At 68.7% G+C, this 23,717-nt stretch carries 27 protein-coding genes; 12 read left to right on the forward strand and 15 right to left on the reverse strand.

The features are described 5' to 3' along the window. The first annotated feature begins 65 nt into the window (after positions 1 to 65). The 6 genes from M2317_RS14215 to M2317_RS14240 are packed head-to-tail and all read left to right on the forward strand — an operon-like array spanning position 66 to position 5,277. Positions 66 to 761 (forward strand): methylamine dehydrogenase light chain, encoded by a 696-nt coding sequence (locus tag M2317_RS14215; protein ID WP_429461214.1) that lies wholly within the window; start codon positions 66 to 68, stop codon positions 759 to 761. Then, positions 758 to 2,056, forward strand: a complete 1,299-nt coding sequence (locus tag M2317_RS14220; protein ID WP_429461216.1) for a hypothetical protein — start codon at positions 758 to 760, stop codon at positions 2,054 to 2,056. The genes M2317_RS14215 and M2317_RS14220 overlap by 4 nt, the downstream gene beginning before the upstream one ends. After that, on the forward strand, positions 2,053 to 3,660 hold the full coding sequence (locus M2317_RS14225; RefSeq protein WP_429461217.1) for a multicopper oxidase family protein: 1,608 nt from the start codon (positions 2,053 to 2,055) through the stop codon (positions 3,658 to 3,660). The genes M2317_RS14220 and M2317_RS14225 overlap by 4 nt, the downstream gene beginning before the upstream one ends. A gap of 13 nt (positions 3,661 to 3,673) precedes the next feature. Next, positions 3,674 to 4,045, forward strand: a complete 372-nt coding sequence (locus M2317_RS14230) for a plastocyanin/azurin family copper-binding protein (RefSeq protein WP_429461219.1) — start codon at positions 3,674 to 3,676, stop codon at positions 4,043 to 4,045. Beyond that, a complete protein-coding gene (locus M2317_RS14235) occupies positions 4,042 to 4,392 on the forward strand; it encodes a cupredoxin domain-containing protein (RefSeq protein ID WP_429461220.1) in 351 nt (116 codons plus the stop codon). Before M2317_RS14230 ends, M2317_RS14235 begins: the two co-directional genes overlap by 4 nt. Positions 4,393 to 4,413: 21 nt before the next feature. Further along, positions 4,414 to 5,277, forward strand: a complete 864-nt coding sequence (locus tag M2317_RS14240; RefSeq protein WP_429461222.1) for a hypothetical protein — start codon at positions 4,414 to 4,416, stop codon at positions 5,275 to 5,277. Positions 5,278 to 5,313: 36 nt separating this feature from the next. Here M2317_RS14240 and M2317_RS14245 read toward each other — a convergent pair whose 3' ends face one another. Beyond that, positions 5,314 to 5,589, reverse strand: a complete 276-nt coding sequence (locus M2317_RS14245) for a DUF2277 domain-containing protein (RefSeq protein ID WP_429461223.1) — start codon at positions 5,587 to 5,589, stop codon at positions 5,314 to 5,316. Positions 5,590 to 5,712: 123 nt separating this feature from the next. Here M2317_RS14245 and M2317_RS14250 point away from each other — a divergent pair, with 123 nt between their 5' ends. Beyond that, positions 5,713 to 6,099 carry a DUF4190 domain-containing protein gene (locus M2317_RS14250; RefSeq protein WP_429461225.1) on the forward strand — a complete coding sequence of 129 codons (387 nt, stop codon included), beginning with the start codon at positions 5,713 to 5,715 and terminating at the stop codon, positions 6,097 to 6,099. Between the two features lie 65 nt (positions 6,100 to 6,164). Here M2317_RS14250 and guaB read toward each other — a convergent pair whose 3' ends face one another. Further along, on the reverse strand, positions 6,165 to 7,667 hold the full coding sequence (gene guaB / locus M2317_RS14255; protein ID WP_429461227.1) for an IMP dehydrogenase: 1,503 nt from the start codon (positions 7,665 to 7,667) through the stop codon (positions 6,165 to 6,167). A gap of 229 nt (positions 7,668 to 7,896) precedes the next feature. Here guaB and M2317_RS14260 point away from each other — a divergent pair, with 229 nt between their 5' ends. Genes M2317_RS14260 through M2317_RS14275 form a run of 4 tightly spaced genes read left to right on the forward strand, consistent with a single transcriptional unit; the run spans position 7,897 to position 11,970 of the window. Then, the gene (locus tag M2317_RS14260; RefSeq protein WP_429461229.1) at positions 7,897 to 9,267 is read left to right on the forward strand and encodes a branched-chain amino acid ABC transporter permease; all 1,371 of its coding nucleotides are present in this window, start codon (positions 7,897 to 7,899) and stop codon (positions 9,265 to 9,267) included. Positions 9,268 to 9,270: 3 nt separating this feature from the next. Continuing rightward, positions 9,271 to 10,248, forward strand: coding sequence for a branched-chain amino acid ABC transporter permease (locus tag M2317_RS14265; RefSeq protein ID WP_429461231.1), 978 nt, complete (start codon positions 9,271 to 9,273; stop codon positions 10,246 to 10,248). Further along, positions 10,238 to 11,230, forward strand: coding sequence for an ABC transporter ATP-binding protein (locus M2317_RS14270; protein WP_429461233.1), 993 nt, complete (start codon positions 10,238 to 10,240; stop codon positions 11,228 to 11,230). The genes M2317_RS14265 and M2317_RS14270 overlap by 11 nt, the downstream gene beginning before the upstream one ends. Further along, complete coding sequence (locus M2317_RS14275) at positions 11,227 to 11,970, forward strand: ABC transporter ATP-binding protein (protein ID WP_429461235.1); 744 nt, start codon at positions 11,227 to 11,229, stop codon at positions 11,968 to 11,970. Before M2317_RS14270 ends, M2317_RS14275 begins: the two co-directional genes overlap by 4 nt. Before the next feature lie 59 nt (positions 11,971 to 12,029). Here M2317_RS14275 and M2317_RS14280 read toward each other — a convergent pair whose 3' ends face one another. The 3 genes from M2317_RS14280 to groES form a co-directional block, all read right to left on the reverse strand. After that, the gene (locus M2317_RS14280; protein WP_429461237.1) at positions 12,030 to 13,295 is read right to left on the reverse strand and encodes an ABC transporter substrate-binding protein; all 1,266 of its coding nucleotides are present in this window, start codon (positions 13,293 to 13,295) and stop codon (positions 12,030 to 12,032) included. A gap of 135 nt (positions 13,296 to 13,430) precedes the next feature. Next, positions 13,431 to 14,360: an EamA family transporter RarD gene (gene rarD, locus M2317_RS14285; protein WP_429461595.1), complete on the reverse strand. Its 930-nt coding sequence runs from the start codon at positions 14,358 to 14,360 to the stop codon at positions 13,431 to 13,433. Between the two features lie 134 nt (positions 14,361 to 14,494). Further along, positions 14,495 to 14,791: a co-chaperone GroES gene (gene groES, locus M2317_RS14290; RefSeq protein WP_067242196.1), complete on the reverse strand. Its 297-nt coding sequence runs from the start codon at positions 14,789 to 14,791 to the stop codon at positions 14,495 to 14,497. Between the two features lie 159 nt (positions 14,792 to 14,950). On the opposite strand from groES, the gene M2317_RS14295 reads away from it, so the two are divergent. Then, a complete protein-coding gene (locus M2317_RS14295; protein ID WP_429461238.1) occupies positions 14,951 to 16,213 on the forward strand; it encodes a class I SAM-dependent methyltransferase in 1,263 nt (420 codons plus the stop codon). A gap of 6 nt (positions 16,214 to 16,219) precedes the next feature. Here the strand turns inward: M2317_RS14295 and M2317_RS14300 are convergent, their stop codons facing one another. The 10 genes from M2317_RS14300 to M2317_RS14345 form a co-directional block, all read right to left on the reverse strand. Next, entirely contained in the window at positions 16,220 to 16,576 is a 357-nt protein-coding gene (locus M2317_RS14300) for a hypothetical protein (protein ID WP_429461240.1), read from the reverse strand. 9 nt (positions 16,577 to 16,585) lie between these two features. Further along, complete coding sequence (locus M2317_RS14305; protein ID WP_429461242.1) at positions 16,586 to 17,716, reverse strand: hypothetical protein; 1,131 nt, start codon at positions 17,714 to 17,716, stop codon at positions 16,586 to 16,588. After that, positions 17,713 to 18,840, reverse strand: a complete 1,128-nt coding sequence (locus tag M2317_RS14310) for a hypothetical protein (protein WP_429461244.1) — start codon at positions 18,838 to 18,840, stop codon at positions 17,713 to 17,715. Before M2317_RS14310 ends, M2317_RS14305 begins: the two co-directional genes overlap by 4 nt. Before the next feature lie 4 nt (positions 18,841 to 18,844). Beyond that, complete coding sequence (locus M2317_RS14315) at positions 18,845 to 19,297, reverse strand: hypothetical protein (protein ID WP_429461246.1); 453 nt, start codon at positions 19,295 to 19,297, stop codon at positions 18,845 to 18,847. Beyond that, complete coding sequence (gene tsaD / locus M2317_RS14320; protein WP_429461248.1) at positions 19,294 to 20,367, reverse strand: tRNA (adenosine(37)-N6)-threonylcarbamoyltransferase complex transferase subunit TsaD; 1,074 nt, start codon at positions 20,365 to 20,367, stop codon at positions 19,294 to 19,296. The genes M2317_RS14315 and tsaD overlap by 4 nt, the downstream gene beginning before the upstream one ends. After that, positions 20,364 to 20,939, reverse strand: a complete 576-nt coding sequence (gene rimI / locus M2317_RS14325) for a ribosomal protein S18-alanine N-acetyltransferase (protein WP_429461250.1) — start codon at positions 20,937 to 20,939, stop codon at positions 20,364 to 20,366. The genes tsaD and rimI overlap by 4 nt, the downstream gene beginning before the upstream one ends. Continuing rightward, positions 20,936 to 21,559: a tRNA (adenosine(37)-N6)-threonylcarbamoyltransferase complex dimerization subunit type 1 TsaB gene (gene tsaB / locus M2317_RS14330; protein ID WP_429461251.1), complete on the reverse strand. Its 624-nt coding sequence runs from the start codon at positions 21,557 to 21,559 to the stop codon at positions 20,936 to 20,938. Before tsaB ends, rimI begins: the two co-directional genes overlap by 4 nt. Before the next feature lie 174 nt (positions 21,560 to 21,733). Further along, positions 21,734 to 22,216 carry a tRNA (adenosine(37)-N6)-threonylcarbamoyltransferase complex ATPase subunit type 1 TsaE gene (tsaE, locus tag M2317_RS14335; protein WP_429461253.1) on the reverse strand — a complete coding sequence of 161 codons (483 nt, stop codon included), beginning with the start codon at positions 22,214 to 22,216 and terminating at the stop codon, positions 21,734 to 21,736. Beyond that, positions 22,213 to 23,319 (reverse strand): alanine racemase, encoded by a 1,107-nt coding sequence (alr, locus tag M2317_RS14340; RefSeq protein WP_429461255.1) that lies wholly within the window; start codon positions 23,317 to 23,319, stop codon positions 22,213 to 22,215. The genes tsaE and alr overlap by 4 nt, the downstream gene beginning before the upstream one ends. Next, positions 23,316 to 23,675, reverse strand: coding sequence for a holo-ACP synthase (locus M2317_RS14345; protein WP_429461256.1), 360 nt, complete (start codon positions 23,673 to 23,675; stop codon positions 23,316 to 23,318). Before M2317_RS14345 ends, alr begins: the two co-directional genes overlap by 4 nt. Positions 23,676 to 23,717 lie beyond the last annotated feature (42 nt).

Below are 23,717 nucleotides of genomic sequence, written 5' to 3' on the forward strand. Positions count from 1 at the left end.
CCCCCGAGCCGGCGTTCGATTCCTCGCTACGCCGCTGACAGGACGACAGAAAGGAGACCGACCTCATGACTGAGAACCAATACCCGATCGATGAGTCGGCCATGCAGGAGCAGGCCGATTGGATGGCCGGCCGAGGCGGAAGCTGGATCAGCCGTCTCGGACGTCGCCTGAGTGAGACGACCAGTCGGCGATCGATGCTCGGAACCCTCGGACGCGTGGGCATCGGTGCCGCTGGCGTGGCCGTGATCGGGGCGCTCCCGGTGAGCCGAGCCCTCGCCGCGACGAATGCCGAACCGGCATCCGCGGGCCCCGCCTCCCACCCGGCCGCGCTGCCCGATGGCGAGCTGTTCCCCGCATTCGATCAGACCGGGGACTCGTCGACCTGCGAGTACTGGCGCTGGTGCAACATGGACGGCACCCCGTGCACATCCTGCGCCGGGGGCGGAATGACCACCTGCTCGCCCGGGTCCAAGCCCGGCGCCGAGTTCTGGGTCGGCTGCTGCACCAACCCGGACGACGACAAGACCTATCTGATCGCCTACTACGACTGCTGCGGAGCGAGCGGATGCTCGAACACGTTCTGCGGACAGCCCGACAACCAGGCCATCATGTACAACCCGGTATCGGGATCCTTCGATCAGGAGATCATCTGGTGCGTCTCCGACGAGTCGCAGTCGTACACGTGCACCATGGCGCCGATCATCGGCACGGACTGCCAGGTGCGACCCGCTGTGCGTCCCAAGGTGGGGGCCGGATCGTGACGGCGTCGCGGAGGCGGACGATTCGTGCCGCGTCGTTGGTGGCCGCCGCCCTGGCGCTCGCCGGATGCACTGCCGACCCGGCTCCCGCCGAAACCCCTGCGGGCTTCGTCGAACTGCCCGATCAGCCGTGGACCGCCGCCGACGAGGAGACCACGCTCGGGTCCTCGGACGAGGAGATCCCGGATGCCGACGGGATCCCGCAGCCATTGCACGTCGGCTCGATCGACCCCATCGGATCCGACGAAGTCCTGCTGGTCGGGGAGACCTGGAACCTCGAGGTCTCCTCGCAGGTCATCGACCCGGCGACCGGTGAGGCGACCGCCAAGTTCGCCACCGGACCGGGCATCTGGGACGCCGTGATCCATCCCTTCGTCGGCGCTGACGCCGAGGACCCGGCGGTTCTCGCCCAGGAGGTGTGGCGTCCGCGCGGTACCCGAGGCGCTGCGGACTTCACGATCTCCACGTATTCGGGGAATCTCCTCGAACCGGACGAGATCGAGATGGCGGACTACACCCGCGCTCATTCGCGGTGGGGCTCGAGCGTCGTCACCGACGATGGTCGATACTTCGCCTTCTGGGACGACGCGCTCTACGGCATCCGGGTCTACGACCTCGAGACGGGCGAGGAGACCGGCGCCCTGCAGCTGCTCGGCTGCGGCCCGTTCACCTGGGCCGTGGGGCACGACATCTTCTCGGTGTGCGAGGACGAGCGGCAGATCATCCAGCTCTCGATCGGAAAGGACGGCGGGATCGAGGATGCCGGCCGCGCCGATGTGCTGCCCGAGGACTTCGTCAGCAACCGGTACGCGAGTCAGGCGTTCGATGCCGGGCAGTCCCTTCTCGTCTCGGCGAACGGCGACGTCTTCGTGTTCGACCTCGCCGACGGTCTTCCCGCGGACCCGATCGCGCCGATCGGCAACGCCGGCCAGGACTCCGGGAGGTTCGCGCAGTCCTTCATCAACAACCCGGCGACGAGCATGGTGATCAGTTACACCGACTCGGCGATCCACCCGCATTCTGTCGACAGCGGCGATGAGGTGAAGCTCATCCTCTCGGACCCCGCAGACTTCACCACGCTGGCGACGCTGGAGCTGGCCGGAATGGGCCTGACCTCCCTCGATGCCTTCGGATACTCGGTCGACGGCAAGACGCTGCACGTCGTCGGATCCGGCGCGGACGAGTCGCTCACGATCGTCGGCTTCGATGCGCGCACCGGTGCCGAGACGTCCAGAGCGGTCATCGACGACTTCACCGACTCGCCGTCGCGTCTGCTCACCCCGCAGGTGATCGGATGAACCGGCCCGGGTCCGCCCTGCGCGTCGAGACCTCTCGTCGGGCGTTCCTCCGACTCGGCGTCGCGAGCGCCGGCGTCGTCGGTGCGGGAATGCTCGGGTTCGCCGGGTGCGCGGTGGCCGCCCGACCGCAGACCTCGCAGACCGGACCCGGGTACGACTACATCAAGCCGAACGACCCGGAGGTGGCGCAGGCGGAGCGGGACCGCGCCGCCTCCGGCCGGGTCGCCGCCTTCTCCCTCGCCGCCGCACCAGCCGTCGTGGACCTCGCCGGAAGGCAGGTGTCGACGTGGGCGTACGGCGGGGAAGCGGTGGCTCCCGTGCTCCGCGTCGGGCGCGGCGATCGCATGCAGGTCGCCGTGAGCAACGGGCTGCCCGCCGAGACCACTCTGCACTGGCACGGCATCCGGATCCGCAACGACATGGACGGTGCTGCGCCGACGACGCAGCGCCCGATCGCTGCGAACGGTGGAGAGCACGCCTACGACTTCGTCGTCCCCGACCCCGGCACGCACTGGTACCACTCGCACTCCGGCCTGCAGGCCGACCGCGGCCTGTTCGGAGCCCTGATCGTCGAGGACCCCGATGACGCCACCGGCGCGGATGCGGACGTCGTGCTCGTGCTGGACGATTGGCTCGACGGGCTCGGCAGCACCCCGGACGCCGTGCTGCTCGCGCTCAATCCCGCACTCGCAGGCGCTCACGGTCACCACGGCGGCGAGACTCCGGCCGCGACCAGCACGTCCGCCACGGCCTCGGACGACGAGTACGCCGCGGCGCAGAAGCTCATCGCCGACGGACACGGCGAATCCGAGTCGCTGGGTGGAATGACGCAGCACATCGCGTATCCGATGCACCTGATCAACGGGAGACCACCGGCCGATCCGCAGCCGATCGAAGCTCTCGCCGGCCAGCGACTGCGGCTGCGCGTCATCAACGCCGCCGCGGAGACGCCGTACCGTTTCGCCGTCGCAGGCCACGAGCTGACCGTGGTCGCCGTGGACGGATTCGACACGGAGCCCGCCACCGCCGACGCTGTCATCATCGGCATGGCGCAGCGGGTCGACGTCCTGATCACCGCCTCGTCCGGCGCGTGGCCGGTGGTCGCCGCGGTCGAGGGACGGGAGGGACACGCCGCCACGGTGCTCCGCACGGCTGATGCCGCAGTGTCCGCCGGACCGCTGCCGGCCCGGCTCCCAGAGCACGACCGCCGGCTCGTTCTCGAGAGCGAGCTGCGTCCGGCCCAGAGCACCGTCCTCGACGTCCGCGAGCCCGACCGCGACTACCGCGTCGAACTCATCGTCGCCGGCGACCGCTACGCGTGGGGCATGGTCGGCGACGCCGGTGAACTGGTCATGAAACAGGGCGAACGCGTGCGGATCACGATGGCGAACAGCACGCCGATGTGGCATCCGATGCACACCCACGGCCACACCTTCGCCATCCCCGGGTACGGCGGCCTGCGCCGCGACACGGTCAACGTCCTACCGGGGCAGGAGCTGGCGATCGAGTTCGACGCCGACAACCCCGGCGAGTGGATGTTCCACTGCCACAACGCGTACCACTTCGAAGCCGGGATGACCGCGAACCTGCGGTACATCCGATGAGAGGAGCACATCGATGATCACCCGAACCCGCCTTGCCGGTGCCGCACTGGCGGCGAGCCTGGCACTGGCCGCCCTTCTGACCGGCTGCAGCAGCGGAACCGACTCGGCCGCGTCCGCCGCAGGTGACGTGGTGACGGTCACGGTCAAGGACATGTCGTATCAGCCCGCTGAAGTCACCATCCATCCCGGCGACACCGTCGAGTGGATCTTCGACGACGGCGGCATGCCGCACGATGTGTCCGGAGAGGGCGATCTGGAAGGGCTCCTGCAGAGCGAGCTCCTCACCGAGGGCACGTACTCCTACACGTTCGACGAGGCCGGCACCTACGACTACTCGTGCACCCCGCACCCGATGATGGTCGGCACCGTCATCGTCGAGGAATGATCGGGCGCCGGACCATGCCGTTCGCCGCACCGGTGCTGCTCGCCGCCGGGCTCCTCGCGACCGGGTGCTCGCCCACCGAGGCGTCGCCGGCACCGCGCACCGTCGACGTGGAGATCCGCGATCTGCAGTTCGTGCCCGGCGAGGTGGAGGTCTCGGTCGGCGACACCGTGCGGTGGGTGTTCGACGACGGCGGGATGTTCCACCACGTCGAAGCGACAGACGGCTCGTTCGACAGCGAGATCGTCGGCGAAGGGATGTTCAGCGTGACCTTCTCCGAAGCCGGAACCCATCCCTATGCCTGCTCCATCCATCCATATATGACCGGGACCGTCACGGTCTCGGAGTAACCGATCACCATTGGAGGAACCATGACCACCATCGATGCGCCGCTCCGCGAAGCCCTGGCTCATCCCGCACTCGCCGACGATGCGCCGCAACTGCGTCCGACCGTCGGCGAAGCCGTATCCCGCCGCGCCCGGCTGCTCCTGCCCGTGACCGCTGCGGCCGCGGGCATCGGCGCTGCAGTTGCTCTGGCCCCCGCCAGCAGCGGTTTCGCGATGACGGCATCCATCGTCGGTGCCGGTGCGCTGACCGCGATCGCCGCCAACTGGTCGACCTGCGGCATGTCCGTCGCCGGTGTGGTCGCCGCACCCAAGCAGCCAGGACGCAGAGGGACCTCGACCCCCGCCCGCCGGCTCGGATGGCACGCGTTCGGCTCCATCCTCACCGGAACGCCCACCGGCGCGCTCATCGGCGGGATCGGGATGCTGGTCGGCGGCTTCCTGAGCGTCGGGATCGCGCTCGGCATCTGGGCTCTGACCGCCGTGCTCTACGGTCTGCACGAGCTCGGCATGCTGCGCATGCCGACGCCCATGCGTCGCCGGCAGCTCCCCCGGCGGCTTCGCCGCACCATGGAACCGTGGAAGGTGTCGTTCCTGTTCGGCACGATGATCGGACCCGGATTCATGATCTTCATCCGCTCCAGCGCCTACTACCTGCTGGTTCTGGGCCTGATGCTCGCCGGGAATCCGCTGCTCGGTGCAGCGCTGTTCACGCTCGTGTCGCTGGGGCGTTGCCTGCCGAGTCTGGCCGCGATCATCCACACGCGGGCCGGCGGCACGATGCCAGGGTTCCTCTCGGCGATGTGCCTGATCGACCGTCGCGTTCAGGCGATCACCGGCGCCGGTCTGGTCGGCCTTGCGGCATTCGCCGCGGTGGCGATCATCGTCTGACGTTCGGCGATCCGACGGCTTGTCCGTCCCACGCGATCAGGCGGCGTAGCGCCCAGAGGCGATCGCGCGGGCGCGCTTCTTCTCCGCCTCCTGCTCGCGGTTCTTCGGCGGGGTCGTGGCGACGAGATCGTCGAGCAGGTGCTGCGTGATGTGCGCGATCTCGGCGACGGCACGATCGAACGCATCCTGATTCGCTTTGGACGGTTTGGTCGTCCCGGCGATCTTGCGGACGTACTGCAGCGCGGCCGCCTGCACTTCGTCAGAGCTCGCGGCCGGTTCGAAGTTGTGAAGGGTGTGGATGCTTCGGCACATACCGGCACGCTACGCCCGAGCACCGACAGGAGGGAAGAGGTACCCATGTCACGCGGTGGCGCGGCACGCACCGGCTCACTACCCTCGAGAAGGTCACTGCCGTCCGCGAGAAGGAGAGAAACCATGACCGACCCCACGCAGCCCGACTACACTCCTCCTGCCGCTCAGCAGCCGGCGCCGGGGTACCCCGCGCCCGCCTACCCCGGGGCGGCCGCCGCGCCGGCACCCGTTCCCGGTCGCGGCCTGGCGATCACCGGCTTCGTCCTCGCGTTCCTGTTGCCGCTCATCGGCATGATCATCAGCATCATCGCGACCGTGAAGCTGGGCAAGATCGGTGCACCGCGCGGACTCTCGATCGCCGGAATCATCATCGGCGCGATCCTCACGGTCCTCTGGATCGTCATCGCGATCTCGGTCGCCGCAGCCGTGTTCGGCGGCCTCGCCGTCATCTGCTCAGAGCTCGGCCCCGGTGTCTGGGACGTCGACGGCGTCACCTACACCTGCGGCTGAGCCCGCAGTCACAACGACGACGAGGGGGACGGATGCCGCGGCATCCGTCCCCCTCGTCGTACCGTCTACTTCTTGTAGTTGGGTGCTTCGACGACGATCTGCACGTCGTGCGGGTGCGATTCCTTGAGTCCGGCCGCGGTGATGCGGACGAACTTGCCGCGGGTCTTGAGCTCTTCGATCGTGCGCGCACCGACGTAGAACATCGACTGACGCAGGCCGCCGATGAGCTGGTACGCGACGGCCGACACCGGGCCGCGGTACGGGACCTGGCCCTCGATGCCCTCGGGGATGAGCTTGTCGTCACTCGGGACATCCGCCTGGAAGTAGCGGTCCTTCGAGTACGAGGTCTGCTTGCCACGCGTCTGCATCGCGCCCAGCGAGCCCATGCCGCGGTACTGCTTGAACTGCTTGCCGCTCTGGAAGACGATCTCACCCGGCGACTCGTCGGTTCCGGCCAGCAGCGAGCCGAGCATCACGGCATCCGCACCGGCGACGAGCGCCTTCGCGATGTCGCCCGAGTACTGCAGGCCGCCATCGGCGATCACCGGGATCCCGGCCGGACGTGCGGCGAGCGACGCCTCGTAGACCGCCGTCACCTGCGGCACGCCGACACCTGCCACGACGCGGGTCGTGCAGATGGACCCCGGTCCGACGCCGACCTTGACGGCGTCGGCTCCGGCATCGATGAGCGCCTGTGCGCCCTCACGGGTCGCGATGTTCCCGCCGATGATGTCGATGTGCTCGAACGAGGCGTCCGCCTTCAGGCGACGGATCAGATCGATGACGCCCTGCGACTGTCCATTCGCGGTGTCGACCACGAGCAGGTCGACCCCGGCATCCCGCAGCGCCTCGGCGCGCTCCCACGCGTCGCCGAAGAACCCGATCGCCGCGCCGACGCGCAGTCGTCCCTGCTCGTCCTTGGTGGCGAGCGGGTACTTCTCGCTCTTGTCGAAGTCCTTGATCGTGATGAGGCCCGCGAGCTTGCCGTTCTCGTCGATGAGCGGCAGCTTCTCGACGCGGTGCTTCGCGAACAGCGCGATGACCTCACCAGCGGCCACGCCGACCGGAGCGGTCACGAGCCCCTCGCTGGTCATGACGTCCTTCACGAACGTCGTCTGACGCTCGAAACCGGAGACGAAGCGCATGTCGCGGTTCGTGATGATGCCGACGAGCTTGCCGTCCGGGTCGACCACCGGAAGACCCGAGATGCGGTACTTCGCGCACAGCGCGTCGACCTCTTCGACCGTCGCGTCCGGCGTCGTCGTGATCGGATCGGTGATCATGCCCGACTCGCTGCGCTTGACCCGGTCGACGTGCGCGGCCTGATCCGCGATCGACAGGTTGCGGTGCAGGATGCCGATGCCGCCCTCCCGCGCCATCGCGATCGCCATGCGCGACTCCGTGACGGTGTCCATCGCACTCGACAGCAACGGCGTCGCCACCGAGATCCGCCGCGAGATCCGCGACGAGGTGTCCGCCTCGCTCGGAATGACGTCGGTGTGCCCCGGCAGGAGCAGCACGTCGTCATAAGTGAGTCCGACGAAACCGAACGGGTCGTGCTGGTCCATGGATGATCCTCCTGGGGGTGGCGGGGCGCGGCGCGGGGTGTACCAATTCTAAGCGCCGGAGGCCCCCGTGCTATTCCCGCGCGCGAGCCCGGCCCGTGCGGCAATCACCGACAGATCGTGAGCAGATCGTGCATTGGCCGAAACAGAATCGACACACTACGCTCATACCGTCGTACATCAGGGCCGATGCACAACTCCGTCTTGGCCTGTGTACTGGACGGGAGGTTCTGTGAGTCCGACGATCTCGGCGAAACGGAGCGGAATCCGATGGGCGATCGCCCTGATCGGAACGCTCTTCGCTTTCGCCTTCCTGGCCCTCCAGGCGCCGTCGCCCGCCGCCGCCGTCTCATCGGCATCCGCGGAGGAGACCGACGACGGCCAGGAGGTCACCGACTTCTATCTCGCCGGCGTCATCACCTTCGACGACGAACCCGTCGCCGACGTCACCATGTCGGTGGAGGGCGAGGACTTCGAGGCCGAGACCGAGACGGATGCCGAGGGCCGATGGCGCCTCTACGTCCCCGAAGCCGCGACCTACGTGCTCACGGTCGACGAGGACACCCTCCCCGACGGCGTGATCGTCGACGCGACCCAGTTGCCCGAGGGCATGCAGCCCCTCTCAGGGACGACGGCGTCGTTCGAGGTCGAGTTCGGTCTCACCGGGACGAAGATCGTCAACCTGTTCCTCGGCGAAGGCGTCCGGGAGACGACCTCGTTCATCGACCAGCTGCTGTCGCGCATGGTCGGCGGGTTGAACTTCGGTCTGCTGCTGGGACTCGCCTCCATGGGAGCCGCGCTCATCTACGGCACCACGAAGCTGTCGAACTTCGCGCACGGCGAGATGGTCACCTGGGGCGCCGTCGTCGCTCTGCTGGTCACCTCGTTCTGGCATCTTCCGATGTGGCTCGGCATCATCGCCGCGATCGTCGCCGGGGGGCTGCTCGGATGGGCCCTGGATGCCGGGCTCTGGCGTCCGCTCCGACGCCGCGGCCTCGGGGTCGTCCAGCTCATGATCGTCAGCATCGGGCTGTCGCTCGCGCTGCGCTACGCCCTGCAGTACATGATCGGCGGTGGCACCTACCAGCTGCCGGGCGCCAGCCCCACGCCGATCAAGCTCGGTCCTGTGTCGCTGTCGTACATCGACATGATCGCGATGGGTGTGAGCCTCGTCGCGATCCTCGGCGTCGCGTTCTTCCTCACCCGGACCAGAGTCGGCAAGGCCACCCGCGCGATCTCGGACAACCCGCAGTTGGCCGCGGCATCCGGAATCGACGTCGACAAGGTGATCCGCATCGTCTGGATCGTCGCAGGAATCCTGGCGGCGATCTCGGGCATCCTGTGGGCGTACTTCCGCCCCGGCGTGAAGTGGGACATGGGCATGCAGATGCTGCTGCTGATCTTCTGCGCGATCACGCTCGGCGGCCTCGGATCTGCGATCGGCGCCCTGATCGGATCGATCATCGTGGGTCTCGCGGTCGAGGTGTCGACGCTGCTCGGTGTCCCGAGCGACCTCAAGTACGCCAGCGCCCTCGTCGCGCTGATCGTGATCCTGCTGGTACGGCCTCAGGGCCTGCTCGGCCGCAAGGAAAGGTTGGGCTGACGCATGGACTTCGGCAACATCTTCGGCAACACCGCCGCGTATCTGTTCAGCCCGACCACGATGGCGTACGCCCTGGCGGCGACCGGGCTCGCCGTGCACTTCGGGTACACCGGCCTGCTGAACTTCGGCATGGCCGCGTTCATGGCTGTGGGCGGCTACGGCTACGCGATCTCGATCCTCAGCTTCGGTCTGCCCTGGTGGATCGGCATGCTGATCGGCCTCATCGGCGGAGCGCTGTTCGCGTTGATCCTCGGCATCCCGACCCTCCGTCTGCGCGCCGACTATCTCGCCATCGCGACCATCGCGGCGGCCGAGGTCGTCCGGCTGCTGTTCCTCACCGAGCTGTTCAAGGAGTGGACGAACTCGGCCGGTGGACTTTCCGGATATCACCAGAGCTTCCGCGACATCAATCCGTTCCCGCCCGGAACCTACGGCTTCGGCCCGTGGACGTACAACGCGAACGACCTGTGGGTGCGCGTGTTCGGACTCATCATGCTCGCGATCGCCGTCCTGCTGGTGTGGGCGCTCATGCGCAGCCCGTGGGGGCGCGTGCTCAAGGGAATCCGCGAGGACGAGGACGCGGTGCGCTCGCTGGGCAAGAACGTGTTCGCATACAAGATGCAGGCGCTCGTCGTCGGAGGCGTGCTCGGGGCCCTCGGCGGCATCGTGTTCGTGCTGCCGTCCGCGGTGATCCCCGGCAGCTACTCCACGTCACTGACGTTCTTCCTGTGGACGATCCTGCTCCTCGGAGGAGCGGCGACCGTGCTGGGCCCGACGCTCGGCGCCGTGCTGTTCTGGGTCGTGTTCGCCTTCCTCGGCAGCCTTCTTCCGGCCATGGCGGATGCCGGGATGCTGCCGATGACCGCCGCTCAGGCCGACATGGTGCGGTACATCCTGATCGGCGTGGTGCTGATGCTGATCGTGATCTTCCGGCCGCAGGGCATCCTCGGGAACAAGAGGGAGATGACCTTTGTCAAGTGAAACGAACGCCGCGCAGCCGGCCACGCCGGCACCGCGCGCGAAGACCACGGGGCTCGCGAAGGGCCCTGCCGCTCCCGGCGTCGAGAAGGTCGACCCGATCCTCGTCGCCGATCATGTCACCCGCCGCTTCGGCGGCCTGACGGCCGTCGACGTCGATCACCTCGAGATCCCGCGCGGCGCGATCACCGCACTGATCGGGCCGAACGGCGCCGGCAAGACGACGCTCTTCAACCTGCTCTGCGGGTTCGACCGCCCGAACTCGGGCACGTGGTCGTTCGACGGGAAGAATCTCTCGGGAGTCCCCTCATTCAAGGTCGCGCAGCTGGGGCAGGTGCGCACGTTCCAGCTCACCAAGTCGCTGTCCCTGCTGACCGTCCTCGAGAACATGAAGCTCGGCGCGCCGAACCAGCGCGGTGAGGGGTTCTGGGCGAGCCTGTTCCCCTTCCTCTGGCGCCAGCAGGAGGCCGAGATCGAGCAGCGCGCCCGCGAGCTGCTCGCGCGCTTCAAGCTGGACGCCAAGGAGAAGGACTTCGCGGCATCCCTGTCCGGCGGCCAGCGCAAGCTGCTCGAGATGGCACGCGCGCTCATGAGCGACCCCACGCTCGTGATGCTCGACGAGCCGATGGCCGGCGTCAACCCGGCGCTGACCCAGTCGCTCCTCGAGCACATCCTGAGCCTCAAGGACCTCGGCATGACGGTACTGTTCGTCGAGCACGACATGCACATGGTGCGGCACATCGCCGACTGGGTGGTCGTGATGGCCGAGGGACGCGTCGTCGCCGAGGGCCCGCCGGATCAGGTGATGGCGGACCCCGCGGTCGTGGACGCCTATCTCGGCGCTCACCAGGACGTCGACCTCGGCGCGGTCACGGGTCGCATCCCCGTGGTGTCGGATGCCGCGGCCGAGCGTCTGCGCACTCAGATCGAGACCGAGGCCGAGGCGGAGATCGCGTCCGACGAGCCCCAGGAGGAGAAGCCATGACCGAGGACACCCGCGACGTCGTCGTCGAACTGACCGACGTGCATGCCGGATACCTGCCGGGGGTCAACATCCTCAACGGGGCGCACCTGATCGCCCGCAAGGGCGAGCTCATCGGCATCATCGGCCCGAACGGCGCCGGCAAGTCGACGCTGCTGAAGTCGATCTTCGGCATGGTGCAGGTGCGCCAGGGCGACATCACCGTGAACGGCGAGAGCATCGTCGGACTCAAGGCCGACAAGCTCGTCGCCCGCGGTGTCGGCTTCGTGCCGCAGACGAACAACGTGTTCCCCTCGCTCACGATCGAGGAGAACCTGCAGATGGGGCTCTATCAGAACCCCAAGGCCTTCGCGGAGCGCCTGGAGTTCGTCACCGGGATCTTCGCCGAGCTCGGCAAGCGGCTCAAGCAGCGGGCGGGGTCGCTGTCCGGCGGCGAACGCCAGATGGTCGCGATGTCGCGTGCGCTCATGATGGATCCGTCGGTGCTGCTGCTGGACGAGCCGTCCGCCGGTCTGTCACCGGTGCGCCAGGATGACGCGTTAATCCGGGTGTCCGACATCAACAAGGCGGGCGTGACGACGATCATGGTCGAGCAGAACGCCCGGCGCTGCCTGCAGATCTGCGACCGCGGCTACGTGCTCGATCAGGGCCGCGACGCGTACGAGGGATCCGGTCGCGATCTGCTGAACGACCCCAAGGTCATCGGCCTGTACCTGGGCACGCTGGGCACCGACGCCGCGTAGGTCTCGCGCACGAAAAGGGCTCCGGATGCCGCGGCATCCGGAGCCCTTTCGTGTGCGACTTACTTGATGCGGGTCTGCACGTTCTCGGCGTCGAACTCGTAGATGCCGATGTCAGCACCCTTCGGGTCGTTGTTCTCGTCGAAGGTCACCTTGCCCGAGTAACCGTCGTAGTCCGGCGTGCCGCCGGCGTTGATGATCTCGGCGCAGTCGGCGAAGCTCGTGCACGGCTCGCCATCGCCCTCTCCACCGGACACCGTGCGCATGGCGCCGGCGATGTCCTCGCCCTCGACGGAGACCGCGTACAGAGCCGACAGCGCGATGAGCGTCGCTGCGTCGTACGCCTCAGCCGAGTAGGTCAGCGCGTCGATGGGCTCGTTGCCCTCGGCGGTCCAGACCTCGTTGAGCTGGTCGATGAAGTCGTCCGGCAGCTCGGCGCCGGCACGGGTGCCCTTCGAGCCCTCGAGGCTGACGGGCAGGTCCGGCCAGTCCTTGAGGTTGCCGTCGACGAGGTAGAACGAACCGGTGTCGATGCCCGCGTTGCCCAGCAGCGGCGCGATGGTCGCGAACTGGTCGTACGAGACGATGGCCACGGCATCCGGCTTCTCGGCCGCGATCGTCTGCACCTGAGCGTTGAACTGGCCATCGCCCTGGTTGTAGGAGGCGTCGGCGACGACCTCGCCACCGGTGCTCTCGAACGTGCTCTTGATCGCCTCGAACAGGCCGGTGCCGTACGGGTCGTTCTGGTAGATGATGCCGAGCGTCTTGTGCCCGTCCTCGGCGATCTGGTTGCCCAGGACCTCACCCTGCAGCAGGTCGCTCGGCGCCGTGCGGAAGTACAGCGGGTTGATCCCGGAGAAGTCCGGCGAGGTGTTGGACGGCGAGACGGTGAGGATGCCCGCACCGGCGTTGCCGTCGAGGATCAGCTTCGTGACGCTCGAGGATGCCGCACCCACCATGGCCGTGATGCCGGCGCTCTGGAGGTTGGTGATCGAGGTCTCGTACGCCTTGTTGTCGAGGTCGCCCTCGTCCTCACTGGTCAGCTCGACCTGGATGCCGGCATCCGCCTCGTTGATCTGCGCGACCGCGAGCTGAACACCCGCCTCCATCGGGGCGCCGAGGAAGGCGAGAGTACCCGTAGCGGGAAGAAGCGAGCCCAGCTTCAGCGTCAGGTCGACGTTCTCCGGACGCTCGTTGGTCGTCCCCGATCCCTCGGAGGACTCGGGGGCGGGCGGGGTCGTGCTGCATCCCGCGATGACCAGCGCCGATGCTCCCAGCAGGGCGATTCCTGCCAGAAGCTTGGGGCGCGAACCCTGCAAACCGTTCATATTGCTCCTTCGACAACAGCGAACACGGCGACACCGCGCTCGGGTGCTCTAACCCTATGACCGGGCCCGATACCCGCGGGTATCGGTGCGCTAACGATCTTGTTTCGCGTTGATGACGGCGCCCGCCCTGGCCGCTCAGACGAGCTCGGGAGCCGGAGTCCGACGGTGTCGCCGCGCCGCGAGGAGCAGGTCGACGACGAACACGGCGACCGCCACCCAGACGAGGATGAAACCGATCCAGCGTTCGGTCGGCATGGGCTCGTGGAGGATCACCACGCCGATGAGGAACTGCATGATCGGCGTGATGAACTGGATCATCCCGATCACAGTGAGGTTGATCCGGCGAGCGCCGGAGGCGAACAGCAGCAGCGGCACCGCGGTCGCGACACCGGCGAAGCAGAGCAGCACGGTGTGCCACACGCCGTTGTTGCCGATCGTGATGCCGGTGGTCATCCCGACGGCGACGAGCTGGACGACCGCGATCGGGATGAGCCAGAAGGACTCGAGGGTCAGTCCGCTGACGGCATCCACCGATGGACCGATCTTCTTCTTGATCAGGCCGTAGACGCCGAAAGAGAGCGTGAGCGTCAGGGCGATCCACGGGACCGTGTGGTAGGCGACGATGATCACGACGACCGCGAGCGCGGCGATCCCGACGGCCACCCACTGCAGTCGTCGCATCCGCTCGTGCAGGACGAAGACGCCGAGCAGCACGGTCGTGATCGGGTTGATGAAGTACCCCAGCGATGTCTCGACGACCTTGTCGTCGAGCGTGCCGATGAGGAACGCCTGCCAGTTGACGTAGATGAGGAGCCCTGCGAGCGCGGTGAGCCCGAGCAGCCGCGGCTGGCGGACGATGGCCCAGAGCCGCTGCCATCCGCGCGTGATCGCGAGCAGGACCACGCAGAACGCGAGGGAGAAGAGCACTCGCCACGCGACGACCTCCCACGGCCCCGTCGGCACGAGCAGGAGGAAGTACAGCGGAAGGACGCCCCAGAGCAGGTACGCCCCGAGGGCGTAGAGGACCCCGGCCGTCTGCTCGGTGCGTGGTGGGGTCTGCGTGATCACTGATCAACCCTACGACCGGGGTCGGACAGCGGAGGACGCGATCCGCCACCTTGGCAGGAAACGCACGATGCGTGACGCACGAAGGCCCGGATGCCTGAGCATCCGGGCCTTCGAAGCGAAGGTCGCTGAGATCAGCGAACGACGACGGCGAGGACGTCGCGGGCCGACAGGACGAGGTACTCGTCTGCGCCGAACTTCACCTCGGTGCCGCCGTACTTGCTGTAGAGCACGCGGTCGCCGACGGCGACGTCGAGCGGAACACGGTTGCCGTTGTCGTCGATGCGGCCGGGGCCCACGGCCACGACCTCGCCCTCCTGGGGCTTCTCCTTGGCGGTGTCGGGGATGACCAGTCCACTCGCGGTGGTCTGCTCGGCCTCGACCTGCTGGATGACGATGCGGTCCTCGAGCGGCTTGATGGAAACCGACACGGTCTACCTCTTCTTTCTTGACGCTGACACGAAAGACTCGTTCGCACTCTCAACCCGAGAGTGCTAATGCCAGTGTAGGACGTCGGCTGGCACTCACGCAATGCGAGTGCCAGTGAGGCGTAACGCGCTGGGCGAACAGCCGCCGCGTAGGCTGAACCGGTGGAGATGACCGAGCTCGCCGCCCTGCTCACCCCGGGCGGACTGCGTCTGCTCGACGACATCGGAGGCATCGAGTCCACGACGGATGTCGCCAGGGTCGTCTCGCGGCTGCGGGCGGCCGGCCACTCCCCCGAACTCGTGTCGGCCGTCGTCGGCCAGGCACGGCTGCGCACGAAGGCGGCCGTGAAATTCGGCCCGTTCGCCGAGCGGATGCTGTTCACGCAGGCGGGTCTCGAGCAGGCGACCCGGCTCGGCGTGGCGGCACGGCACGCCGGGCGCATGCGGGCGGCCGGCATCCAGCACGTCGCCGATCTCGGGTGCGGCATCGGCGGAGACGCCCTCGCTTTCGCCGGTGCAGGACTCAGAGTGACGGCCGTCGATGCGGACGAGGTCACGGCGGCGATCGCCGCATACAACCTCGCGACGTTCGGCGAGGATGCGTCGGTCTCGCACGGAACGGCCGAAGATGCCGTGCGCACGATCTTCCCTGAGCTTCTCCCCTCGCACCCTGAGCTTGTCGAAGGGCTACCGCACGCATCGACAAGCTCAGCGAACTCCTCCACGGCGATCTGGATGGACCCGGCCCGCCGCACCTCCGGTCACAGCGAGACCAGACGAGTCACAGCATCCGACTACTCCCCGTCGTTGGACTGGGCCTTCGACGTGGCGTCCCGCATCCCCACCGGCATCAAACTCGGCCCTGGGCACGATCGCGATGCGCTGCCCGCGGATGCCGAGGCGCAGTGGGTCTCAGCCGACGGCAGCGTCGTCGAGCTCGTCGTCTGGACCGGAGCGCTCGCACGCGAGGGCGTGCGCCGGGCCGCGCTGGTGATCCGCGGCGACGAGTCGCACGAGCTGACGGCGGGAGCGGATGCCGAAGACGCCGCCGTCCGCCCGCTCGGCGCCTTCCTGCACGAGCCGGACGGGGCGGTGATCCGCGCCCGGCTGATCGGCGACGTCGCCCGGAGTCTGGATGCCGGGATGCTCGACGAGCACATCGCCTATCTGACGGGGGATGCTGCGGTGACGAGTCCGTTCGTGCAGTCCTTCCGGGTGCGCGAGTCGATGCCGGCGAACGTCAAGGCCGTAGGCGCCGCGCTTCGCAAGGCCGACATCGGAACGCTGGAGATCAAGAAGCGCGGCATGGACATCGACCCGGCGGCCTTCCGGAAGAAGCTGAAGCTGAGCGGGTCGCAGAGCGCGACGCTCCTCCTCGCGCGGGTCGGCGACCAGCGGATCGCGGTGCTCGCCGACCGGGTGTGACACAGGTCAGCCGGCTGGCGGGGTCTCCGGCGTGCGAGTGATCACGAGCTGCCGCGACGACTCACCGACGAACGTGAGCTCGAACGTGGTCGTCACCCCGCTGCCGTCGGGCCCAGCCGCATCATGCGAGGTGATGCTCATACGCATCGGCTCGTCCGTCAGATCGTGCGTCGGTGTGCATGTGTCGATGGGTGATCCGAACTCGCCGACGAAGATCAGACAGGTCTGCGCTCCTGGCACGGTCGCGAGCCAGACCGGGCGCTCGTCGAATGCGCCGATCAGCTCAAGCTCCTGGGTGGCGTAGTGCTCTCTGCGCCATTGGCCTGTAGGCCTTCGCGCGCAGCTCGTCGAGTTCGGCGGCATCCTCTTCCGTCACGGCTCGATATCTCCTGTCGTTTCGTCGCCGGCCCCGTCGGGCCCCATTGCCGGTATTCGTTCGATCGTGAGCGTCAGTGGACGCACGTCATGCGCGCTCAGACGGTAGGTCGTGACCCAGCCGTCGCCGACGTCTACCTCCAGTGTCGCGGTCTCAGGATCATTGGGGTGGTCTGCGCAGGCGCGCTCGACCGTGACGTCGAGCGCAGCGATGATGCACGTGCCCGTGCTGAGGTACTCCACCCAGATGGGCCGGTCGCCGTCGTAGCCGATGAGTTCGACGGATTCGCCGCTGATGCCGGTCTCGCGTTCGATCCGATCGAGAGTCGCGAGTTCATCCTCGGTGTATTGCGACCTCCATTCCCACATTCCCGGGGTCCAGAGCTGAACCGCCACATCGAGATCGCCGTCCAATGCCCGGACGACGTTCACGTTGAGGCCGCTCGATTCGCTCTCGACGTCGGCCGGCAGACTGATTCCGGCGTAAAGACCAGCCCCGTGATTGTCGAACTGATCCGTCGAAGTGCATGCTCGTTCGCGACGATCCTCGACCGTGACGAGGACGCACTGCGTGTCGCCGTCGTCTCGCGTGACGTGCCAGATCGTTGCTTCCCGCACCTGTTCGAGCGGCGTGATCGAACCGGGGTCGTACTCGCCCCTGGCCTCCAGCTCCGCCCGCTCGGCACCGACCGAGAGCGACAGTGCCACGGAGCGCAGGACCTCCTGGCCGAACACGGCGAAGCCGACACCGAACCCGAGCAGGAGCGCGATGCCGACAGCCGCATACGGGAACCAACGGCGTGCGACGATACCGCGAACCCCCGCGGCGTGCGCGAGGACGTCCTGCTCCGCGGCAGCATCGCCGTCGCTCTCGGCGAGGTTCGACTCCGCGCGGAGCCGCTCGCCTTCCGCCGACGTCTCGGAAGTCTCGGGAGCAGACGGCTGCAGCACGGCCGCCGCAGCATCCACCGCACCCGGATCGGTGCTCGCGTCCACTGTCGGTGCCGCCCCGCGTGCCCGCTCCTGCAGCTCGTCGAGCCGACGCGCCTGGGCGTCAGTCAGCTCGCCATCCGGTCCATACGCCTTGGCGCGAAGCTCATCGAGTTCGGCGGCATCCGCATCCGTCATTCGATCACCTCTCCGGTCGTGTCGTCGATCACCCCATCCGGTGCCGCAGCCGTGACGCGCTCGATCGTGAGCATCGGCCCCCGCGTATCCGACGCCGTCACGTGATACCGCGTGGCCGTGCCATCGGGGCCGACGACCTCGAGCACGATCGGGGCACTCGCATCCTCTGCGCACGCGCGCTCGACCGAGCCGACCGTTGCGACGATGACGCACCCGCTCGGGCCGCTGAACTCCTGCCAGACGGGTCGATCGTCGTCATAGCCGACGATCTGCAGGAACTCCCCGCCGACGCCGGTCTCGCTCTCGATCCGGTCGATGATGGCGAGTTCGTCCTCCGAGTACTGCGACCGCCAATCCCACATCTCATCCGGCGACCAGACCTGGGCCACGACGGCGAGGCGTCCGTCGACGTCCCGGACCACGGTGACGTTGAGCCCGCTCACGTCGCCGTCGTCGTCCGCAGGCAGACTCATCGAGGCGTAGAGTCCGCCGCCCAGCTGGTCGAACTGGTCGTTCGGAACACACGCCGATTCGTTCCGCTCGTCGATGGTGAGAAGCAGACACTGGTTCTCCCCCTCATCGCGCGTCGCGTGCCAGATCGTCGCGCCGTGCGCCTGCCCGAGCGCCGTGATCGATCCGGGGTCGAAGTCCGCCTCGGCCTCCAGTCTGACCTGCTCGGCACCGACCGCCAGCGAAAGAGCCATCGACCGGATGATGCTCTGGCCGAACACGACGAACCCGATGCCGAATCCAAGCAGCAGGACGAGTCCGACCGCCGCGTACGGGAACCACCGGCGCGTGAGGATGCCGCGGCGGCCGTGGCGACCGACAGGATCCGTCGAGTCAGCACCATCCGTCACCTCGACGGCGAGCCCAGCACTGCGGTCGACGTCATCCGTGGGTCCGGCGTCCCCGGATGCCCCTGAATCGACGGCATCCCCCGCGGACCCGCCGACGGCGGCGGTGTCTCCGGCCTGCGCCTTCTCCGGCGACATCGCCGCTGCGACCCGCTTGTCCTCGAGATTGTGCAGGCGAGCGGCATCCGCCGCCGACAGGCTCCCGCCCGGGGCATACGCCCGGCGATGCAACTCCCGAAGCTCGACCGCCTCCCCCGACGACAGCATCCGACTACCCGAATATCCCGGGCTGCATCGCCGCCCAGATCAACCAGCCCGCGCTGTACAGCGTCGCGATGCTCCCGAGGACCAGAGCCCAGATCGCGACCGCCCTGCTCTCCAACGGCCGACGCAGTGCCATGATCGCGGCGACCACCGCGACGATCGCCACCGGGATCCCCCAGCCGACGAAGAACGACGCCACGAGCGCGACGATCGCCGCCAGGAGGGCCCACGGCGCGAGGCGCGAGGCGTCCTGTTCGGTCGGCGCCGTGACGGTGGGCTCCCAGGCTCCGACGGCATCCGGGTCGGGGCCGCTCGCAACGACCGGCTCGATGCCGACCGGCCCCGTTGGCAGCTTGGAGTATCCCTCGCGCCGCGCGCCGGGCAGCCGCGCGGTGCCCGCCGGCTTCTCGACCTCGGGGCTGGCACCCTCGACGCGCGGCTCGCGCGGCAGATCGCTCATGCCGCGGCCTCCGCCTGCGGTGCCACCTGGATCTCGGTCACCGGCAGCGTCGAATCCGCACCGAAGGCGAGTGCGGACGGCTGACGCCCGGACGAGATCAGCTCGGCGGCGAGCGCGGCGATCATCGCACCGTTGTCGGTGCACAGCGAGAGAGGCGGGATCCGCACTGTGACGCCGGCGGCCTCGGCGCGGGCCAGTGCGACCTCACGCAGGCGACGGTTGGCGATCACCCCGCCGCCGAGCAGCAGTCGGGGGACGCCGAGGTCGTGGCAGGCGGCGAGCGCCTTGGTCACCAGCACGTCGACGACGGCCTCGCGGAAGCTCGCCGCGACATCGCCGACCGGCACCGGCGCCCCGTCGGCCTCGCAGCGCTCCACCCAACGGGCCACCGCGGTCTTCAGGCCGGAGAACGAGAAGTCGTAGCGGTGCTTCGCCATGTCCGACGCGCGCGACAGCCCGCGGGGGAAGCGGATCGCGGTGGGATCGCCGTCGGCCGCGGCCCTGTCGATCTCGGGCCCGCCCGGGTACGGCAGCGACAGCAGACGCGCCACCTTGTCGAAGGCCTCCCCCGCCGCGTCGTCCATGGTCTCGCCGAGCAGTTCTACATCGGTGGTGAGATCGCGCACGTGCAGCAGCGACGTGTGCCCGCCGGACACGAGCAGCGCGATCGTCGGATACTCCAGCGGCTCGGCATCCGGTGTCAGGATGTCGGCCGCGATGTGCCCGACGAGGTGGTTGACCGCGTACAGCGGCTTGCCGAGCGAGACGGCGAGGCCCTTCGCCGCCCCGACTCCGACCATGAGCGCCCCGGCGAGCCCAGGTCCCGACGTGACCGCGACGGCATCCAGATCCTCCAGGCGCACCTGCGCCTCGGCGAGCGCGGCCTCGATCGAGGGCTGCAACGCCTCCAGGTGCGCGCGTGCCGCGACCTCGGGCACGACGCCGCCGTAGCGCGCGTGCGCGTCCATGCTCGAGGCGATCGTGTTCGACAGCAGCGTGCGCCCGCGGACGATGCCGATCCCGGTCTCGTCGCAGCTCGTCTCGATCCCGAGCACCAGGGGTTCGCTCATGCCGTGGTCTCCTTCGGTGTCGCCGCGTCATCCGATCCGGAGGAGTCCGCTCGATCCGGAGGAACGGTCCGCCCGTTCGAGTCCTCCGGTTCGCGAGTCGTCCTCCCGTTCGGATGCCGCGTCTCCCACGCCCGCAGATCCAGCCGCATGACGATCGCGTCGACGCCGTCCGGCTGGTAGTACTGCGGGCGGCGGCCGAGCTCGGTGAATCCTTCGGACAGGTAGAGTCCTGCAGCCCCCGGGTTGTCGGCGCGGACCTCCAGGAACACCTCGCGTGCGCCCCGGACGGATGCTTCGGCCAGCAGCGCGGTCAGCAGGGCACGTCCGCGACCTGCCCCGCGGTGCGCCTCGAGCAGAGCGATCGTCTGGATGTCGGCATCCGATGATCCGCGCATCGCCCGCAGCCCGGCATAGCCGACGACCTCGCCGTCGTCCTCATCGACGACGTAATGGCCGTGCTCGCCCGCGAGCTCGGCCGCCATGGTCTCCGAACTCCAGGCATCGGTGGGGAAGGACGCGTGCTCGATCGCCATGACGGCGTCGAGGTCCGCTGGTGTCGCGAGACGGATCACGTGCCCACCTTCTTCGGCGCGCCGGGAAGGGTCACGTCCGGCTGGCGCAGATACAGCGGCTCGTGACCGGTCAGGGTCCGGCCCGCTGCGGCCGCGCGCAGGCCGACGCGCGCGAGGGCTGCCGCATCCAACTCGGCGACGTCGATCGCACGGATGCCGGCGAGGTGGGCCTCGGCGTCGACGCGCGGCACGAGAACCGTGTCCGCCACGATGTTCGGGATGCCGTCGGCATCGAGCCCGTCGAACACCGTGATCGCAACCTCGCGGCGACGAGCATCCGTCACGATCGCGAAGGGGCCGGCCGCGGCATCCCTCTCGAGCTCGGTGAGCGCAGGAGCGAAGTGGCTCGGGACCGGGAGGACGTCGATGCCGCGGCCGAGCGCGAACGTGCGCGCGGTGGCGATGCCGATGCGCAGGCCGGTGAACGGCCCGGGCCCCATGCCGGCGACGACGTGCGCGATCATCCTTGCGCCCGCGTCGTCAATCGCGCGTGTCAGCAGATCGCCGATCACCTCGGCGTGGCCGAGCGGGTCAGGACTGGAGGCATCCGAGAGGCGCGCTCCGGTGCCGTCGACGATGGCGACGGCCGAGCCCAGCGAGGTGTCGACGGCGAGGATCACGCTTCCCAGGGTAGTCGGGGCGGCGACGATCCGATCTCGCGGGCCGGGTCGTGCCGAATCGCGGACGGCGCGATGCGCATGCGGCGTGTCTGGTGCCCGCCGACGTGCGACACGCCGTCGGCGCCGGGAAGCGTCCGGAATCCGGCACCTCCGTCCGGGATCCAGGACGCTGGGTCACCGCTCGACGCGGTCGATCTCCACGACGCGCGGGGCATCGGCATCCAGGTCCTCGTCCGCGACGCCCTCGGCGCCGCCGATGGGACGCGAGAGTTCGATGTCCCACCAGGCGTCGGCCACGGCATCCGCCATGCCGCGTCCCCACTCGATCACGACCACCGACCTCGCGAAGTCGATGTCGAGGTCGTCGAGTTCGGCGGCGGAGCCGAGCCGATACGCATCCACGTGCACGAGTGGGGCGCGTCCGACGAGCGACGGATGCGTCCGGGCGATCACGAACGTCGGGCTCTGCACGGGCCCGCGCACGCCGAGGCCCTCCGCGAGCCCGCGCGTGAAGGTCGTCTTCCCCGCGCCGAGGGGGCCGGTGAGGACGAGCAGATCTCCCGCCTCCAGCTGTTCGCCGATGCGAAGTCCGAGCTGCTCCATCTCGTCCGACGTGGCGATCTCGCGGCGCCCGAGGAAGGCCGGATCGACGCTCATGCCCCTCGCCTCGCGACGCGGGGGCCGATGCGGGTGACGATCTCGTAATTGATCGTGCTCGCGGCGTTGGCCCATTCCGTGGCCGACGGCACACCGAGCGTCGGATCGCCGAACAGCACCACCTCATCGCCGACGGCGACGTGCGTGTCGCCGACGTCCACGACGAACTGATCCATCGCGATGCGACCCGCCACGGCGAAGCGCCGCCCGCCGATCGTCACCGGCCCTCGGCCGGAGGCCTGCCGCGGCACCCCGTCCGCGTAGCCGAGCGGAACGAGCGCGAGCGACGTCTCCCGATCGGTGCGATGCGCGTAGCCGTACGAGACCCCCGTGCCGGCCGGCACCCGCCGGACCGCGGCGACGGCGGCGCGCAGCGTCATGGCCGGCCGGAGTCCCAGCTCGCTCGAAGAGCGATCGTCGAACGGCGACAGGCCGTAGAGTCCGATGCCGATGCGGACGGCATCCAGGCGCGTCTCCGGCAGGTCGATCGCCGCGGCCGTTGCGGCGATGTGGCGGATCTCCGGATGGATGCCGAAGGCGGCTGCAGCCTCGACCCCGCGCTCGAACCTGGCCAGTGCCGTGCGATCATCCTGCGGCGACGTGTTGGAGAGATGGCTGAAGAGGCCGACGATCCGCACCCGTCCGATGCGCTCGAGGCGTGCGGCCTCCGCGAACACGCGCTGCCAGTCGCCCGGCGCGATCCCGTTGCGGCTGAGGCCGGTCTCGATCTTGAGATGGATGCCGACCGGACGATCCACGGAAGCCGCGTTGCCCGCCGCCTCCAGCTGATCGAACGACGAGATGCCGACTTCGATGTCGGCCTCCGCGGCCTCGACGAACCGCTCGCCCGGTTGGTGCAGCCAGGCCATGATCGGCGCGTGGATGCCCTGTCGCCGCAGATTCAGACCTTCGGCGATCTCGGCGACGCCGAGTCTGGTCGCGCCGCCCGAGAGCGCGGCGACGGCAGCAGTCGCGGCTCCGTGCCCATAGGCATCCGCTTTGACGACCGCGATGACCTCGACACCCGTGAGCGCCCGGAAGTGCCGCACGTTGTCGGCGATCGCGTCGAGGTCGATGATCGCCTCGCGGAACGGTACGGTCACAGCGGCACTCCTTCCGCCACGACGAATGCGGCCGCGAGGCCGGCATCATGGCTCAGGGACAGGTGGAGGGTGAGGATGCCGCGGTCGGCGACGACGGCCGCCGTGCTGCCGCTCAGCTCGAAGCGGGGTCGGCCGGATGCCTCCGACGCGATCTCGATGTCGATCCAGCGCACGCCGTCCGAGCCGCCGAGCGCCTTGATCAGCGCCTCCTTGGCGGCGTAGCGCGCGGCGAGGGACGGCAGTCGCAGCGACCGCTCCGCGGGGGCGAACAGGCGCTCCATCAGGCGCGGTGTGCGTGCCATCGTGCGCTCGAAGCGCGCGATGTCGACGATGTCGATGCCCGTCCCGATGATCACCGATTCAGCCTACCGGGGCGGGGGCCGCCGACACCGGTCACG

The organism is Microbacterium sp. ZKA21 (assembly GCF_050434165.1).
Lineage (GTDB): Bacteria > Actinomycetota > Actinomycetes > Actinomycetales > Microbacteriaceae > Microbacterium.